Raw genomic sequence first — 16514 nt, 5'->3', positions numbered from 1 at the left:
GTGGCGTCACAACTTTCCAACCGATCATTGCGGCGAGTCCTCGTAGCCGGAGCGCTCACGGCAGGCGTGGTCATTCTTCCCGCTGCACCCGCAATGGCGGCCCCCCTCACCATTCCCGGCGTCGGAACCTTCGAGATTCCTGACATCCCGGGCCTCCCTCCCCTCAACATTCCTGGTGTGCCTGCGCCTGGTGCGCCGTTGGCACCCCAGGTCACCCCGGCAGCGAAGGCCGTTCAGGCTGCAGAATCCAAGATCGGAGCACCGTACGTGTACGGCGCTTCGGGTCCGGATTCGTTCGACTGCTCCGGCCTCGTTCAGTGGGCGTACAAGCAGGCCGGCATCAGCTTGCCCCGTACGAGCTACGACCAGGCGGCCGCAGGCACTCCGGTCTCGCGCGACAGCCTCGCCCCCGGCGATGTCGTCTCGTTCTACGACGGATCGCACTCGGGCATCTACGTCGGCAACGGCAATGTCGTGCATGCATCCACGTCCGGCGTGCCGGTCAAGGTTGCTCCGCTTGCCTCGATGCCGTTCGACGGTGCTCGCCGTTACTGATTCGAGCGACCGACGTCTGCTGTGATCGACCGACAGGGTCGAGCCGTTCATCGGCTCGGCCCTGTCGGCGTATCCGGACACGGACCGCGCGACACGCCGGTCCGGTGGACAGGGAAGCATCCAGTTCGTAATCTGATCGAGACCTGGTCGATGTTTATTTTGTGACCTGTCACCTCGAACCCCCGTCGATTTCGGACCGTGTTCACGTCCGCGCCCGTAAGAGCATGGGTATGGTTCGTTTTCGGTTTACTTTTCCAACCGTTGCCTCGGTCGAGGTGACATCTGTGAGGACGGAGAGTCGCTTTCCGTGGCGATATCGAGATCTACCCGAGCGTTGCGTACGGCCCGTAACTCGCTGGTTGCTGTTGCACTGACTGCATGCATCGCCGTGGTGCCGACGACGACGGCGACCGCGCAGCCGGGATTCGGTTCGGCGTCCGACGCGCAGACCGAGCTCGCCGAGCTTTCTCGCCAGTCCGAGCAGACCACCGAATCTCTGCACAATGCTCAGATCGATCTCGACGCCAAGAACCAGCAGCAACTCGACGCGCAGGTCGTCGTCGACCAGAGCCGTGCCGCGGTGGACGCAGCGCAGGCTCAGCTGGAGCAGCTCAAACCGGCCATGGACAAGGTCGCCAACGTCAACTATCAGGGCGCGCGGACCAACCGACTGTTCGCCGTCATGGTCAGCGACTCGCCACAGCAGTTGCTCGACCAAATGTCGGCGCTGGACGTGATCTCTGCGGAGACCGCCGACCAGGTTGCTCGTTTCAAGCAGGCGAGCTCGGATGCCGAGACGGCCGAGCAGGCCGCGACGACGGCCGCCGAGCAGGCGCGCGTCGCCGCGGAACAAGCCAAGGCCGTCAGCGACGACCTCCAGGCCAAGCAGAGTGAGTTGCAGGGGCAGATAGCCGAGGTCATGGCCGCCTACAGTGCGCTCTCGTCCTCGGAGCAACTGGCTCTGGCCGGTTCGGCCCTGCCCGACGGATTCGACCCCGCCACGATTCTGCAGAACCTGACGCCGGGATCGGGTGCCAGTGCGCTGCAGGCCGGCCTGACGCAGATCGGCAAGCCGTACGTGTGGGGCGCAACCGGCCCGGACGGCTTCGACTGCTCAGGGTTGGTCGTGTGGGCGTACAAGCAGGTGGGCAAGACGTTGCCGCGGTCGAGTCAGGCGCAGGCGGCAGGCGGAACTCCGGTGGATCAGAAGGATCTGCAGCCGGGTGACGTCGTCCTGTTCTATCCGGACATCTCACACGTCGGCATCTATGCCGGAAACGGCAACGTGCTGCATGCCTCCACCTTCGGTGTTCCCGTGAAGGTGCAGTCGATGGCTTCGTTCCCGTACTACGGGGCGCGTCGATACTGAGGGTGTGTCTCGACGATCGACTGACGGCGGCATGAACGCCTCGAACCGGCCATCCGGGTTGCAGGTTCTCCTCCGATCGTCATGGCTGCGTTGGACAGCGGTCGTGGTCGTCGCAATCGTGGCCGTCTCGGTCGTCCTGATTCACCGATTCGACGGCACGCCCAGTGCCGGGACCGCCGACGTGACAGTCGCTCAGGCCCCGCCGACCTACGATCAGCAGCGCCGCGCCGATGTGACCGTCCTCCTCGACCAGTGGGCGCGGGCGGTTCGCTCCGGAGATCTCGATGCACTGCGCGAGTTGATGGATCCGCAGGCCGACCCCGACTTCGTGGAAGCACAGATGCGTCGGGCGGCAGTGGTTCCGGGCGTCCCCTTCGCCGAGTTCGGCTACGACCTGGGTGACGACCCCGAGACCCCGGTGCCGCCGCCGATCGCCGCGGCGCTCGATTCCACCGATGTGTGGGCACCCTCGGTGTATCTGCGCTACGCGGTCACCGGTCCGGACGTATCGCCGACGCGGCGGCCGGTCTCACTGGTCGTGGCCGAGCGGGACGGTCGGTGGCGGCTGGTCGACGACGCGGACCTGACCGAGTACCGACGCCACACCTGGCGTGGGCCGTGGGATTTCGACCCTCTGACCGTGCGCTCGGTGCCCACCGCAGCCGGGACATCGGTGGTCATGGGCCATCCGGACCGCGAGCAGTTCGTCGAGAGCCTCGCGGCCGAACTTCCGTCGGCAACCGCAGCCGTCACCGACTTCTGGGGAGACGACTGGGCGCGCGACGGGCTGGTCTTCGTCGCATCCTCCGCGGAGGAGTTCGCCGAACTGACGGGATCCGATCCGTCCACCGATGTGGCCGCGGTGACGGTGTCCGACGCGGTTGCGGGGGACGGCTCCCGGCCGACGGGTCAGCGGGTGGTGTTCGGTCCCGACGCGGCGACGCGGTTGACTGCGTTCACCGCGCGCTCGGTTCTGCGACACGAGTTGACCCATGTGGCGGCGAGGGCGCGGACGTCCGACGGTACGGAGTTGTGGGTGTCGGAGGGGTTCGCCGACTACTCCGGGTACCGAAATTCGGGTGCCGACTTCGGGCAACTTGCGCCCACTCTCGCGGCGATCGTGGCGGCGGGTGGGCCGCCGACGGTGCTGCCGAAGAACGAGGACTTCGGGGCCGGTGGTGCCCGGTCGAGTGTGGCCTACGAATCGGCGTGGTCGGTGTTCGCATACGTGGCCGATCGGTTCGGGGAGTCGACCCTGCGTTCGCTGTACGAAGCTCTTGCGTCCGAGAGCTCCACCGATTCTGCCTTCGCGTCGGTGCTCGGGTCGGACCGAGCACAGTTCGTGGCCTCGTGGGGCGACTGGGTGGCTCGCCAGGCCCGCTGAGACGGGGCGCTACGGTTGACGCCATGCGTCGTACTCTGCTCGTGACGAACGACTTTCCGCCTCGCCCGGGTGGTATCCAGTCCTATCTGCACAGCTTCGCCTCGCAGCTGCCGGCCGACGAGCTGGTGGTCTACGCACCTCGATGGCGCGGCGACTCGCACGAGAAATTCGACGCCAGGCAGCCGTTCGAGGTGATCCGGCATCCGACGACTCTGATGTTGCCCACTCCGCTCGTCGCGCGTCGGGCAGCTCGAATCCTGAAGTCCCGAGACTGCGATTCGGTGTGGTTCGGTGCGTCGGCTCCGCTGGCCGTGATGTCGTCGCACCTGCGCAAGGCCGGGGCCGAGCGCATCGTGGCGAGTACGCACGGTCACGAGGTCGGTTGGTCGATGGTGCCGGGTGGGCGGGCGACTCTGCGCACGATCGGCGAGAACACCGACGTGGTGACCTACGTCAGCAAGTACACCCGGGGGCGCTTCAGCTCGGCGTTCGGTCGGACCGCAGCCCTCGAGCACCTGCCGCCCGGTGTCGATACCGATCGCTTCGTGCCCGACGACGCTGCACGAGCGGAACTCCGCGCGCGCTACGGCCTCGGTGATCGCCCGACCGTTCTGTGCCTGTCCCGGCTCGTTCCGCGCAAGGGCCAGGATTTCCTGGTCCGGGCGCTCCCGGGGATCCGCCGGGCCGTCGACGGTGCGGTTCTGGTCATCGTCGGCGGCGGGCCGTACGAGAAGACTCTGCGCGAGCTCGTTCGATCCACCGGGATGGAGCAGCACGTGGTGTTCACCGGCACCGTGCCGTCGGCGGAGCTCGCCGCCCACCACACCGTCGCCGACGTGTTCGCGATGCCGAGCCGAACCCGAGGCGCCGGTCTCGATGTCGAAGGTCTCGGCATCGTGTACCTCGAGGCGTCTTCTTGCGGAGTACCCGTTGTCGCAGGCATGTCCGGGGGAGCGCCGGAAGCTGTGCAGCACAACAAGACCGGCCTCGTCGTCGACGGGACGTCGGTCTCGGACATCACCGACGCGATCGTGAAGATCCTGTCCGATCGCACGCTGGCCACGCAGATGGGCAACGCCGGCCGCGCCTGGGTGGACGCGGAATGGCGCTGGGACGTACTGACCGAAAAACTGCGTTCGTTGATCTAGGCAGTACGGCTCAACGGGCGTAGATCGCCTCGATCTCGTCGGCGTACGCCGCGGTGATGACGTTGCGCTTGAGCTTCATCGTGGGAGTCAGCTCGCCGCTCTCCTCCGAGAAGTCGTGGGGGAGAAGTCGATACTTCTTGATGGACTCTGCATGCGAGACGGACCTGTTCGCGTCGGCGACGGCGGCGTCGATCTCCGCGACGAGTTCGGGATCGGTCTGCAGATCCGCTGCGGTGGCGTCGGCGGCCTTGCCGTGGGAGGACTTCCAGCGATCGAACGCGTCCGGATCGAGGGTGATGAGCGCGCCGATGAAGGGCTTCTGATCGCCCACGACGACTGCCTGGCTGATCAACGCGCCCGCCCGCAGCTGGTCTTCCAGTCCGGCCGGTGAAACGTTCTTGCCGCCTGCGGTGACGATCAATTCCTTCTTGCGCCCCGAGATCGTGATGTAGCCGTCCTCGTCCACGGAACCGAGATCGCCGGTGCGGAACCAGCCGTCGTCCAGCGATTCGGCGGTCGCGTCCTCGTTGCGCCAGTAGCCGTCGAACACGACCGGTCCGCGGAGTTGGATCTCGCCGTCCTCGGCGATGCGCACGGTGTTGCCGGGCAGTGGACGCCCGACGCTGCCCACGCGTTGGAATCCGATGGTGTTGACCGCGAACGCCGCGGTGGTTTCGGTCAGCCCGTAGCCCTCGTAGATCGTCACGCCGATGCCCCGGTAGAAGTGGCCGAGACGGGAACCGAGAGGCGCGCCGCCGGAGATGGCGAGTTCGCACTTGCCGCCGAGCGCTGCCCGCAGTTTGCCGTAGACCAACTTGTCGAACACGGTGTGCTTGGCGCGCAACACGATTCCCGGTCCGCCGGTGTCCTGTGCCTCGCTCCACGCCACTGCGCATTCGGTGGCGAGGTCGAAGATCTTTCCCTTGCCGTCGGCGTGCGCCTTCTGCTTGGCGGTGTTGAAGACCTTCTCGAACACTCGCGGTACCGAGAGGATGAAGTCCGGCTGGAACGTGCCGAACGTCGCAACGAGGTTGGGGATGTCGCTGGTGTGCCCGAGGGTGACCCCGGCGTCGAACGAGGCGATGGACACCGCGCGTGCCAGTACGTGCGCCAACGGAAGGAACATCAGCGTGCTGCGGCCCTGCCTCATCAGTGATTTCAGCGACGTCTCACGAATGCCGAGTGATTCGGCGAGCAGGTTGGCGTGGGTCAGCTGGACGCCCTTGGGGCGACCCGTGGTTCCCGAGGTGTAGATGAGGGTTGCCGGGTCCGACGAGGCGAGTGTCGAAACCCGTTGGTGCACCTCGTCTTCGGTGATCCCGGTCCCGCCGTCGATCAGTGCCTGCACTGCGTCGGTGCCTGCCGAGTTCGCGATGACGAACGTCTGCCGGACCGACGGGGCAGCTGCCACAACGGACTTCGTCTCCTGCACGTGCGCGTCGTTCTCGAGGATCAGCAGGACCGGCTCGGCGTCTTCGAGAATCCACTCCACCTGCCCGGCCGAGGACGTCTCGTAGATCGGTACCGTCACGCCGCCCGCGGCCCAGATCGCGTAGTCGAGAACCGACCACTCGAAACGCGTCGACGACATCAGTGCGACCCGATCGCCCTGCGCGATGCCCGCGGCGATCAGACCCCGCGCCACCCCGACCACCAGGCGCTCGAACTCGGCAGCGGTGACGTCGATCCACTGCCCGTCCGACAAGCGGCGGAACACGACCGCGTCCGGCGAGGTGCGGGCGCGAGCGAAGACGGTATCGACAGCCGAGTCGGTGTCCGCGATGGCGTATTTTGCGGCGACGGTGAACTCGCGCACGGGATTACCTCCGGATAGAACGGGGAGAACGAAAGTCGATAGCTCGGCTTCACAGATACTCTAGACCCGGGCTCACGGCGTCGAAATGCGCCTCGAAAGAAGGCTGCAGGAACGAGCCTGAACAGACGCGAGTGGAGCCTGCAGGAACGAGCCTGAACAGACGCGAGTGGAGCCTGCAGGAACGAGCCTGAACAGAGGGGACGCGCATTGCCCCGGACCCGATATGTGAAGCTCTGTCGATGAGCAGTATTCAAGTTGCGGATCAGACATTCGTGGCCGCCCCCGGTGAGCGGGTGGCGCAGGCGTTCGCGTCGCCCGAGCGGTGGCGTCGATGGTGGCCGGATCTGAACCTGACCATCACCGAGGACCGGGGTGAGAAGGGGATCCGCTGGGCAGTGCGCGGCGGGGTCGTCGGAACGATGGAACTGTGGCTCGAGCCTGCGCTCGACGGTGTGATCGTGCATTACTTCCTGCATGCCGAACCTGCCGCGGACGTCGACGTGGCGGCGCACCAGCACACTCGTCGGGTGGCCGGACGAGCGATGACGTTCGAGCTCAAACGACAGCTCGAGGCCGGTCGGTCTGCAGGTGAGGCACCCCACCACGTAGCGTCGACTCCGGCTCGAGAATGAACCGCGCGGTACGGTCGGCCGGTTCGCGTTGTGCGTCGGCGGATCGATCGTGTGAGATAGGCCTGCGCGAGTTCGGCGGTGCAGAAGCGAGCCGAGCTGATCGAAGTACCCGAGAGGAAGCGGACGAGTAGTCATGGCGGAGAAAACCCAGAGGTCGATCGTCGTCGAAGCCCCACCGAGCCGGGTCATGGACGTCATCGCCGATTTCGACGCGTACCCCACGTGGGTGTCGGCCGCGAAGTCCGTCGAGGTCCTCGAAGTCGGCAAGGACGGTCGTGGCAAGCGCGTCAAGTTCGTGCTCGACGCAGGGATGGTGAAAGACACCTACGAGCTCGAGTACGACTGGGCAGCCGACGGCAATTCGGTCTCCTGGAACCTCGTCTCGGGCGAGATGCAGAAATCCCAGAACGGCTCGTACACGTTGCGCGAGTCCGGTAGCGGCACCGACGTGACGTACGAGCTCACCGTGGACCTGAACATTCCGATGATCGGTCTGTTCAAGCGCAAGGCAGAGAAGGTCATCACCGACACTGCGCTCAAGGAATTGAAGAAGCGGGTCGAAGGCTGAGCGAAGCTCGCACCGAAGCCCGCACCACGGTGTTGCTGTTTCTCGGCAAAGGTGGCGCGGGTAAGACGACGCTGGCGGCTGCGTCGGGGCTGCGACTCGCCCAGGCCGGTGAGCGGGTGCTGATCGCCTCCGTCGACCAGGCGCACTCGCTGGCCGACGCGTTCGCGGGGGACGCCGAGGCCGAGGACCCGTCCGGTGTTCGTTCGATCGCGCCCGGCCTGGACATCGTCGAGATCGACACGCTGGCGTTGCTCGAAGTGCGGTACCGGGGGCTCGGCTCGCTGATGGCCGTGGCGTCCGCCGGACACGAACACGGGGTGAGCTTCGGGGCGATCGAACCGGAGGAGCTGCTCGGTCTCCCCGGAGTCGAAGAGTTGCTCGGAATGCACGAGATCGGCCGTCTTGCCGACGAGAATCGCTGGGACACAGTCATAGTCGACCTGCCCGCATCAGCGGATGCCCTACGCATGCTGCAGTTGCCCGACACCGTCGCCGCGTACGTCGAGCGGATCTGGCCTCTGCACGCACGGATGGTCGCCGGCACCGGTTCCGATGTACGTCTGACCCTCGTGGTGGCGATGATCGAGCGAATCCTCGCGCAGGTCGACTCCGTACGGTCCCTGATCACCGACTCCGCCCGAACCGGCGCGACCGTGGTCGTGACCGCCGAACAACTTTCGGTCGTCGACGCGGAACGAACACTGTCGGCAGCTGCTCTGCTCGGAATCAGAATCGATCGTGTTCTGGTCAACAAAATCCTGCCGAAGCTCAACGCGTCGTCGATCGGTCTGGTGGGCGCTCATCCGGCCGTGTTCTGGTTCGAGAGGTGGCGGGCGGCGCAGCTCGACGCGGTCGCCGAGCTGCGCCGACGCGTCGGCACGGTGCCGATCGTGGAGGTGGAGCACGCTCCCGGCGAACCGGTAGGGTTGGGGCCCTTGCAAGATGTGGCCGATCGCCTCGAACCGGACTCCCTCGAACGGCGCGCGCCGGGCTGGGGTGAGCAACCTTCGGTTGTGCTCGAGTCGGGTCGCGGACTCGAATCCGTGTACGCGATGAGAATGCTTCTGCCGGTGGTGGATTCGACGACCTTGGGCCTGGGGCGAGTGGAGGACGACTTGATAGTGAGTGCCGACGGGAGGCGACGGCGCATCAGATTGGCGTCGGTGCTGCGTCGGTGCGTCGCGGACTCCGCCGAACTCGACGGACCGTGCCTGGTGGTGCGTTTCCGTCCGAACCCCGACGTGTGGCCACTGTGACTCCTACAACCCCGACGGTCGGGGTGTGTCGATGAACTCGGACCATTCCGAGCTGGGGGCGGACCTGCTGGCCCTGGCCGAGACCGTGTTGACGCGACTGGAGCCCATCCTGCGTCGCGTCGCCGAGACACAGCAGGATCGTGACCAACAGGGATGCAGTTGGTGCCCGGTCTGCGCACTCGCGGCGCTGGTGCGCGGGGAGCGCCACGATCTCGTCGAACTCGTGGCCTCCGAGAGCGCCGTGGTGATCGCGCTGTTGCGTCAGTTGCTCGCCGATCACACGACCTCCGGGGCGACGCACTCCGCAACGCAGGCTCCGCCCGCCCCGTCGTCACCCGGAACCGCGGCCGAACCCGGGCCCGGCAGCGCCGGTGCCCCCTCGGACCCGGCAGAGGTCGCGGACGTGTCGATGGACACGAAATCACAGGACGACCGCCCCGCGTCGTTCGTTCCGATTACCGTTCGAGTGAAGAATTCGCGTTCGGACGAGCAGGAGCGTCCGTGATCGACGCGACTCGGGTGCAGGCCGCGTGGGGGACGGCCGAGGAAGGCATGAACGAATGAAGCGGCACCACCAGCGACTGACGGTCGGCATCGACGTGGGCGGGACCAGCCTGCGCGCGTCCGTCGTCGACGAGGACGGTCAGGTGCTCGACTCGACGGCCGCTCCCACCCCGCACACTGCTCGCGCGCTCGAACGCGGTCTGGATCGGGCCGTGCAGGAGCTGGCCGGGCGACACGACATCGCGGCAGTGGGGCTCGCCGTCGCCGGGTTCATCGACTCCGACCGCACGACGGTTCTCTTCGCCCCGCATCTGCCGTGGGTGAACACTCCGGTGGCGACGGAAATGAGCATGCGCATCGGTCTGCCGGTGCTGCTCGAGCACGACGCCAATTCGGCGGCGTGGGCCGAGTATCGCTTCGGTGCCGCGTCCGGTGGCCGCAACGTGGTGATGGTGGCCATCGGTACCGGCATCGGTGCGGCGCTGCTGATCGACGGCAGGATCTATCGGGGTAGCCACGGCGTGGCACCGGAACTCGGTCACATCCAGGTCGTGCCGGACGGCCGGGCCTGTCCCTGCGGCAAGCGCGGTTGTTGGGAGCGGTACTGCAGCGGCACTGCTCTGGTGGACACCGCAGTCGAGTTGCTGGCGGCGGACCCGGCGTCCTCGACGACCCTGGCACGTGAGGTGTTCCTCGACCCGGGTTCGTTGACCGGCCGCCGGATCGCCAGTGCTGCGCACGAGGGTGACTCGATCGCCCGCCGCACCATGGAAGACTTCGCGCAGTGGCTCGGCGTCGGGCTCTCGATGGTCAGCGACGTGTACGACCCGGATCTGATCGTGTTGGCCGGTGGAGTGGCGACGTCGTCGAGTCAGTTCCTGGCGCGCGCGACCGACAAGTACGCGGAGCTGGTGACCGGTGCGGGGCACCGACCGCTGGCCCGAATTCGCAGTACTCAACTCGGTGAGGCAGCAGGCATGATCGGGGCCGCGGAGTTGGCCCGGGCGCAGTTCGTCACCGGGGTCCGCTGACTGTTCTTCGCTCGCTTCCTGTGACCTCTGTCCCCGTGTCGGCGATGATGTGGCTGGTGTCATAAACCGTGGGTACAGTTCACTACGCGGCACGGTTCGAGGACGCACGGCCGCAGTCGATTCGCTTCAAGGCGAGGCGGCACCAAACGAATTCCGGACCATCATCAGGGAGCATGTCAATGTGGTACTGGCTGGTTAAGTACATTTTCGTCGGCCCCCTTCTCATCGCCCTGGGTCGGCCCACGATCGAGGGTGCGGAGAACATCCCGACGGAGGGTCCGGTCATTCTGGCCAGCAACCACAAGGCCGTTCTCGATTCGTTCTACCTCCCGCTCAAGACGCCTCGCCGCATCACCTTCCTCGCCAAGAGCGAGTACTTCACCGGACCGGGGCTCAAGGGCGCGTTCCAGAAATGGTTCTTCACCGCGGTCGGGCAGGTGCCGATCGATCGCACCGGAGCCGACGCGGCACAGGACGCGCTCAACGCAGGCGTACGCGTGATCGAGGCAGGCAAGGTTCTCGGCATCTACCCCGAGGGCACGCGGTCACCCGACGCGCGGCTGTACAAGGGCAAGACCGGGATGGCGCGTCTGGCATTGCAGACCGGAGTTCAGGTGATCCCGGTCGCGATGATCGGTACCGAGAAGATGAACCCGATCGGTTCGCGCGTGTGGCGTCCGGCGAAGGTCACCATCCGGATCGGAAAGCCCATCGACTTCTCTCGCTTCGAGGGCATGGCAGGCAATCGCTTCGTCGAGCGTGCCGTCACCGACGAGGTGATGTACGACCTGATGTTGCTCTCCGGTCAGGAGTACGTGGACGTGTACGCCGCATCCCTGAAAAAGGCTGCACCCGAGGCGGAGTCGGCTCCGACCGCGCAGCGTATCCCGGATTCCAAGGCCAGCTGATCCTGTTCGGCCCGCGTCGCGATCACTGCGCGGCGCGTGTACCGACTGTCGCGTTCGTTCGATCGGACCACGTGATCGCGGCCGTGGCGACGATCGAGGCGAGCGCCCACCACACGTAGCCCGAGGCAGCGAACTGATCCACGAGCGGCCAGCCCAGCCCGCTCCATCGACCCTCGCCGAGCTTCCAGTGCGGCGGGTAGAGCATCAACGCCAGCCCGACGGCCACCAGAGTCGCCAGCAGCGCACTGCGGCGGCGGTAGCCCAGTACGGCGAGCACGACGACGAACGGGATGGCCCACACCCAGTGGTGTGACCAGGAAACCGGCGACACCAGCAGTCCGAACATGGCGTTGATCGTCAGCGCGAGCGCAGTCTCGCCTGCGGCGAACGCCTTTCGCATCGCCACCGCCGCGATGGCGAGCACCACCACCGACAACGCGAGCCACAGGATCGACCGGGGTAGTTCGTCCAACCCGAGCCGCGCGAGCACCCCGGTGATCGACTGATTGGGCGGGTAGGCCGGGCCGCCGATTCGGTCGGAATCGACGATCGTCTCGGTCCAGTACTTCACCGAGTCCGACCACGTCAGCGCGAAGCCGATCGCGGTGAACACCGCAAAACTCAGTACCGACACCACTGCTGCGCGAAAGTCCTTGCGCAACAAGAAGAACAGTACGAACACTGCGGGGGTGAGCTTGACGGCGGCCACGAGACCGATCAGCACACCTCGGGGCCACGGCGTCTTCTTCGGCAAGCAGTCCAGTGCAACGAACGCCATCAACACGATGTTGATCTGTCCGTAGTTCAGCGTCGAGGTGACCGGCTCGAGGAGCAGCACGGCCACGGCGAACACAGCTCCGGCAGACCACCACACGAGCGTGCGGGGACGCAGTCCGAGCGAGGTGAGGGTCACCACGACGGTCACCAGCAGCAAGAGCATGGACAGCACGGTGACCGCGATCGAGGCGGCGTACAGCGACACCGACGACAGCGGGCTGAAAATCGCCGCGGCGATCGGGGGATAGGTGAACGGCAGCGTCGTACCGGTCGCGATCGGTGGCAGCTGACCGTAGAGATCCCCGCCCTCGGCGAACACCTGCCCGCCCAGTCGATACACGTCCAGATCGAGACGGTAATGCTCACCGATCGTCCGCAGCCCCGGAAAGCCGTTGAGATGGAACAGCACACCGACGACGGCACCGATCAGAACGAGGACCCTGCTCGACGCCACCGCCCAACTCGGCCACCGGCGTCGCGTCGGCGCGGCCGGCTCCGATGCTTCGGCGACCGGACGGTTGGAGTCGGGCGAAGTCACTGGCGTTCCCTTTCAGGGCTCTTCGGATCGGGGCTACCGGTACGTGGGGGACGTGTCGGGGACGCGCTAGGGTGAGCCGCGTGCGCTACTTCTACGACACAGAGTTCATCGAGGATGGTCGCACAATCGAGTTGGTCTCGATCGGTGTGGTGTCGGAGGACGGTCGCGAGTTCTATGCGGTGTCCTCCGAGTTCGACCCCGAGCGCGCCGGCCGCTGGGTTCGACGCAACGTGCTTCCCAAGCTGCCACCGTACTCGTCGCCGCTGTGGATGAGCCGGTCCCGAATCCGAGACGAACTGCTCGAATTTCTCGTTCCGCACTACGGTGCCGAGGTCGAATTGTGGGCGTGGGTGGCGGCGTACGACCACGTGGCCCTCTGTCAGCTGTGGGGCTCGATGACCGAGTTGCCGCGTTCGTTGCCGCGGTTCACTCGTGAGCTGCGCCAACATTGGGAGGATCGCGGCAGTCCCGAGCTGCCGTCGGTTCCCGACGATGCTCACGACGCCCTGGCCGACGCGCGGCACAATCTGGCGAAGTTCCAGGCGATCGAGGAGTACTCGTACCGCGGGTGAACACCCGTTGTCCTGCGGCTTCGGCGGTGCGAATATCCTGTAGCGGTGAACTGGACTGTCGACGTACCCATCGATCGCTTGCCCGACCTGCCGCCGTTGTCACCGACGCTGCGCTCTCGATTGGACGATGCGTTGGCCAAGCCGGCTGCGCAGCAACCGCAGTGGGATCCCGAGCATGCTGCCGACATGCGCAAGGTGCTCGAGAGCGTTCCCCCGATCACCGTCGCCGGTGAGGTGGAGGCGTTGTCGGACAAGCTCGCCGCCGTCGCTCGCGGTGAGGCCTTCCTGCTGCAGGGTGGCGATTGCGCCGAGACCTTCGTCGACAACACCGAGCCGCACATCAAGGGCAACATCCGCACGCTGCTGCAGATGGCGGTGGTGCTCACCTACGGCGCGAGCATGCCGGTGGTCAAGGTCGCCCGTATCGCCGGGCAGTACGCCAAGCCGCGTTCGTCGAACATCGACGCGCTCGGTCTGCAGTCCTACCGCGGCGACATGATCAACTCGCTCGTCGCCGACGAGAGCGTCCGCGGCCACGATCCGTCGCGACTGGTGCGCGCCTACGCCAACGCGAGTGCAGCGATGAATCTGGTCCGCGCACTCACCGGTGCAGGCATGGCGGATCTGCACAAGGTGCACGACTGGAACCGCGAGTTCGTCGCACAGTCGCCCGCCGGTGCCCGCTACGAGGCGCTCGCGGGGGAGATCGATCGCGGACTGCGCTTCATGGATGCCTGCGGCGTCTCGGACCCCAACCTGCACACCGCGCAGATCTTCGCCAGCCACGAAGCACTCGTTCTCGACTACGAGCGCGCGATGCTGCGCCTGGACAACACCGACGATCACCCCAAGCTGTACGACCTGTCCGCGCACTTCCTGTGGATCGGCGACCGCACCCGCCAACTGGACGGGGCGCACATCGCGCTGGCCGAGCTGATCTCCAACCCGATCGGTCTCAAGATCGGGCCCACGACCACGCCCGAGATGGCCGTCGAGTACGTCGAGCGGCTCGACCCGACCAACAAGCCGGGACGTCTGACGCTGATCTCGCGCATGGGCAACGGCAAGGTGCGCGACATCCTGCCCGCCATCATCGAGAAGGTACAGGCCACCGGCCACCAGGTCATCTGGCAGTGCGATCCGATGCACGGCAACACCCACGAGGCGTCGACCGGCTACAAGACGCGTCACTTCGACCGCATCGTCGACGAGGTGCAGGGATTCTTCGAGGTGCACAACGGCCTCGGAACGCATCCGGGCGGAATTCACGTCGAACTGACCGGCGACAACGTCACCGAGTGCCTCGGCGGTGCCCAGGACATCTCGGACCTCGACCTCGCCGGCCGCTACGAGACCGCCTGCGACCCGCGTCTGAACACGCAGCAGAGCATCGAGCTGGCGTTCCTCGTCGCCGAGATGCTCCGCGACTGATCATGGCAGTGACACGACCATGACCTCGGAGCCCGGTTCCACCCGAGAACCGGCTCCGGGGCTCTGGGTGATGACCAGAGACCCGTCGGTGTCCACCACCTGACGGACGTCGATCGTCAGGCCCAACGTCGCGAGCGTGCTCCGGGCCGAGCCGACCGACCGACCCAGCAACGACGGCACGGTGACGGCGTTGGACACCTCGAGCACCGCGGTGGACCCGGATCTCACCGTCTGACCGGCTTCCGGTGTGGTTGCGATCGCCTTGCCGCCATCGGTGTCCTCGTCGAAGGTCTCGCGAACCTCGCCGACGGTGATGCCCACCGATTCCAGCGTCGTTCGGGCCTGGTCGACGCTCTGCCCTCGTACGTCGGGTACCTCGACCGGCGGTGCCCCCTTGCTGCGCAGCACCGTGACCGAGCTTCCCGTCGTCAGCACGGTGCCGGGTGGTGGGTCCAGTGCTGCGACCCCGCCGATCGGAGCGGATGTGCTGAAGGCCTCGCCGCCGTCGACGGGCGTGAACGTCCGGTCTCGCAGTTGTTGTTCCATGTCGTCGACGGATGCGTCCGTGTCGATGGAGGGAACGGTGGGGCGACCCAGCGACACCAACAGGAACACCGTGTCGCCCTTGGCGATTCGCGATCCGCCGGTGGGATCGGTGCCGATGAGAAGGTCGGTGTCCACCGAGTCGGAGTACGTTCCGCGCACAGCCGACTCGAGACCGGCGGCTTCCACGGCGCTCGTGGCACCGGTGGTGTCGAGCCCGTCCACCATCGGGACTGCGGTGTAACGACCCGAGCCCATCCACCATCCGCCGAAGCCGACCAGTACGGCGAGCAGGGCGACAACGAGCAGCCAGACGACGATCGCTCGGCGCGAGCGTTGGCGATCGGCGTCGAAATCGGGGAACTCGTAGTGCCGTCTGCCGGTCGGGGGTGGCCCGGCGGGCGGCGGATCGGTGATGTCGGAGCCGTGGTCGATGCCTCGGGACGTGGGCGAGGTGACCACTCGGGTGTGCTGCACCCCGTCTCGAGGGGGCTGGGGCGGCGAATTGTCCACGACCTGGGTGCGAGCTGCCGGCGGACGGCCGCCTGCGACCGTCGTCGGTGCGCCGGCTGCGGCCGAGCTCAGATGTTCGGCCGAGCGCTTGGGTGCGGGCACTCGGTACTCGGGCAGCGCGAGCGCCGACGCAGCAGCGCGCAGAGCGCGAGCCATGTCGTCGGCATTGCGGTACCGGTGTTCCGGGGCGCGAACGGTGGCGCGTTGGACCACCTCGTCGAATTGCGGGGGTACGCCCGCGATGAGAGTGGAGGGGAGGGGTACGTCGTTGTCGATGCGCTGGTAGGCGATGGACAGTGAGGTGTCGCCGGTGAACGGTGTGCGTCCGGTCAGTAGCTCGAACAACACGACACCGACGCCGTAGACGTCGCTGCTCGCGGACGCGGAGCCGGTGGTGACCTGCTCGGGAGACAGGTACGCGGCGGTGCCCAGAATCACACTGCTCGACGTCACGGTGGAGGCTGCTATGGCTCGGACGAGTCCGAAGTCGGCGATCTTCACGTCGCCGTCGTCGCTGATCAGAATGTTCTCGGGCTTGATGTCGCGGTGCACCAGACCGGCTCGGTGGGCCACTGCGAGCGCGTCGAGAACCGGTCGGATGACGGCCGCTGCAGCGTGCGGGGGCATCGGTCCACGTTCGCGCAGTAGTTCACGCAGAGTTCCGCCCTCGACGAGTTCCATGACGAGGAAGGCGTGTTCGCCGTCGCGCCCGTGGTCGTAGACGGCGACGAGGCCGGGGTGACTGAGCCTGGCCACGGCCCGAGCCTCGAACTCGAAGCGCTGGACGAACTGCGGGTCCTCGGCGAACTTCGGATCCATGATCTTCACCGCGACTGGGCGGTCGAGCCTGGTGTCGAGTCCGCGGTAGACCGTCGACATACCGCCGCGCGCGATCGGTGCGTCTATTCGGTACCGACGATCGAGCATCGAACCCGGTATCACCGAACCTCCCCTCGTCGTCCATTGATT

General features: G+C 66.5%; 15 protein-coding genes. 12 read left to right on the top strand and 3 right to left on the bottom strand.

What is annotated here, in order from left to right:
• The 4 genes from CH271_RS26020 to CH271_RS26005 all read left to right on the top strand — a co-directional run bounded on the left by CH271_RS26020 (nt 1) and on the right by CH271_RS26005 (nt 4456).
• The gene (locus tag CH271_RS26020; protein WP_037192860.1) at nt 1-555 is read left to right on the top strand and encodes a C40 family peptidase; all 555 of its coding nucleotides are present in this window, start codon (nt 1-3) and stop codon (nt 553-555) included.
• A 307-nt stretch (nt 556-862) separates the two neighbouring features.
• Entirely contained in the window at nt 863-1924 is a 1062-nt protein-coding gene (locus CH271_RS26015; protein ID WP_037192859.1) for a C40 family peptidase, read from the top strand.
• Between the two features lie 31 nt (nt 1925-1955).
• Nucleotides 1956-3308 carry a hypothetical protein gene (locus CH271_RS26010; protein ID WP_094635460.1) on the top strand — a complete coding sequence of 451 codons (1353 nt, stop codon included), beginning with the start codon at nt 1956-1958 and terminating at the stop codon, nt 3306-3308.
• Nucleotides 3309-3331: 23 nt separating this feature from the next.
• Nucleotides 3332-4456 (top strand): glycosyltransferase family 4 protein, encoded by a 1125-nt coding sequence (locus CH271_RS26005; protein ID WP_094635459.1) that lies wholly within the window; start codon nt 3332-3334, stop codon nt 4454-4456.
• A 10-nt stretch (nt 4457-4466) separates the two neighbouring features.
• On the opposite strand, the gene CH271_RS26000 is transcribed toward CH271_RS26005, so the two are convergent.
• On the bottom strand, nt 4467-6272 hold the full coding sequence (locus tag CH271_RS26000; RefSeq protein ID WP_094635458.1) for an AMP-dependent synthetase/ligase: 1806 nt from the start codon (nt 6270-6272) through the stop codon (nt 4467-4469).
• Nucleotides 6273-6511: 239 nt separating this feature from the next.
• Between CH271_RS26000 and CH271_RS25995 the strand changes: the two genes are divergently transcribed.
• The 6 genes from CH271_RS25995 to CH271_RS25970 all read left to right on the top strand — a co-directional run bounded on the left by CH271_RS25995 (nt 6512) and on the right by CH271_RS25970 (nt 11171).
• Entirely contained in the window at nt 6512-6904 is a 393-nt protein-coding gene (locus CH271_RS25995) for a polyketide cyclase / dehydrase and lipid transport (protein WP_094635457.1), read from the top strand.
• A gap of 133 nt (nt 6905-7037) precedes the next feature.
• The gene (locus tag CH271_RS25990) at nt 7038-7472 is read left to right on the top strand and encodes an SRPBCC family protein (RefSeq protein WP_037192848.1); all 435 of its coding nucleotides are present in this window, start codon (nt 7038-7040) and stop codon (nt 7470-7472) included.
• 29 nt (nt 7473-7501) lie between these two features.
• The gene (locus tag CH271_RS25985; RefSeq protein ID WP_094635456.1) at nt 7502-8728 is read left to right on the top strand and encodes an ArsA family ATPase; all 1227 of its coding nucleotides are present in this window, start codon (nt 7502-7504) and stop codon (nt 8726-8728) included.
• Between the two features lie 31 nt (nt 8729-8759).
• Nucleotides 8760-9233, top strand: coding sequence for a hypothetical protein (locus CH271_RS25980; protein ID WP_037192843.1), 474 nt, complete (start codon nt 8760-8762; stop codon nt 9231-9233).
• A gap of 55 nt (nt 9234-9288) precedes the next feature.
• Nucleotides 9289-10263: an ROK family protein gene (locus CH271_RS25975; protein ID WP_037192841.1), complete on the top strand. Its 975-nt coding sequence runs from the start codon at nt 9289-9291 to the stop codon at nt 10261-10263.
• Between the two features lie 179 nt (nt 10264-10442).
• A complete protein-coding gene (locus CH271_RS25970; RefSeq protein WP_037192839.1) occupies nt 10443-11171 on the top strand; it encodes a lysophospholipid acyltransferase family protein in 729 nt (242 codons plus the stop codon).
• Nucleotides 11172-11193: 22 nt separating this feature from the next.
• Here CH271_RS25970 and CH271_RS25965 read toward each other — a convergent pair whose 3' ends face one another.
• The gene (locus CH271_RS25965) at nt 11194-12486 is read right to left on the bottom strand and encodes a glycosyltransferase 87 family protein (protein WP_373453561.1); all 1293 of its coding nucleotides are present in this window, start codon (nt 12484-12486) and stop codon (nt 11194-11196) included.
• Between the two features lie 80 nt (nt 12487-12566).
• On the opposite strand from CH271_RS25965, the gene CH271_RS25960 reads away from it, so the two are divergent.
• Both CH271_RS25960 and CH271_RS25955 read left to right on the top strand, forming a co-directional pair.
• Nucleotides 12567-13058 carry a polyadenylate-specific 3'-exoribonuclease AS gene (locus CH271_RS25960; protein ID WP_027497365.1) on the top strand — a complete coding sequence of 164 codons (492 nt, stop codon included), beginning with the start codon at nt 12567-12569 and terminating at the stop codon, nt 13056-13058.
• 45 nt (nt 13059-13103) lie between these two features.
• A complete protein-coding gene (locus CH271_RS25955; protein ID WP_032394396.1) occupies nt 13104-14489 on the top strand; it encodes a class II 3-deoxy-7-phosphoheptulonate synthase in 1386 nt (461 codons plus the stop codon).
• On the opposite strand, the gene pknB is transcribed toward CH271_RS25955, so the two are convergent.
• A complete protein-coding gene (gene pknB, locus CH271_RS25950) occupies nt 14490-16472 on the bottom strand; it encodes a Stk1 family PASTA domain-containing Ser/Thr kinase (protein WP_052047897.1) in 1983 nt (660 codons plus the stop codon).
• Between the last annotated feature and the right edge of the window lie 42 nt (nt 16473-16514).

The organism is Rhodococcus sp. 05-340-2, assembly GCF_002258915.1.
In the GTDB taxonomy this organism is placed as follows: Bacteria; Actinomycetota; Actinomycetes; order Mycobacteriales; family Mycobacteriaceae; genus Rhodococcoides.
Note: the sequence above shows the minus strand (reverse complement) of the source record. Positions and strands in the feature narration are given on the sequence as shown.

Excerpts from the sequence above, each read along its gene's own strand:
- CH271_RS25980 (WP_037192843.1), top strand. The coding sequence starts at position 8,760 with ATGAACTCGGACCATTCCGAGCTGGGGGCGGACCTGCTGGCCCTGGCC.
- CH271_RS25970 (WP_037192839.1), top strand. The coding sequence starts at position 10,443 with ATGTGGTACTGGCTGGTTAAGTACATTTTCGTCGGCCCCCTTCTCATC.
- CH271_RS25990 (WP_037192848.1), top strand. The coding sequence starts at position 7,038 with ATGGCGGAGAAAACCCAGAGGTCGATCGTCGTCGAAGCCCCACCGAGC.
- CH271_RS26010 (WP_094635460.1), top strand. The coding sequence starts at position 1,956 with ATGAACGCCTCGAACCGGCCATCCGGGTTGCAGGTTCTCCTCCGATCG.
- CH271_RS25975 (WP_037192841.1), top strand. The coding sequence starts at position 9,289 with ATGAAGCGGCACCACCAGCGACTGACGGTCGGCATCGACGTGGGCGGG.
- pknB (WP_052047897.1), bottom strand. The coding sequence starts at position 16,472 with ATGCTCGATCGTCGGTACCGAATAGACGCACCGATCGCGCGCGGCGGT.
- CH271_RS25995 (WP_094635457.1), top strand. The coding sequence starts at position 6,512 with ATGAGCAGTATTCAAGTTGCGGATCAGACATTCGTGGCCGCCCCCGGT.
- CH271_RS26005 (WP_094635459.1), top strand. The coding sequence starts at position 3,332 with ATGCGTCGTACTCTGCTCGTGACGAACGACTTTCCGCCTCGCCCGGGT.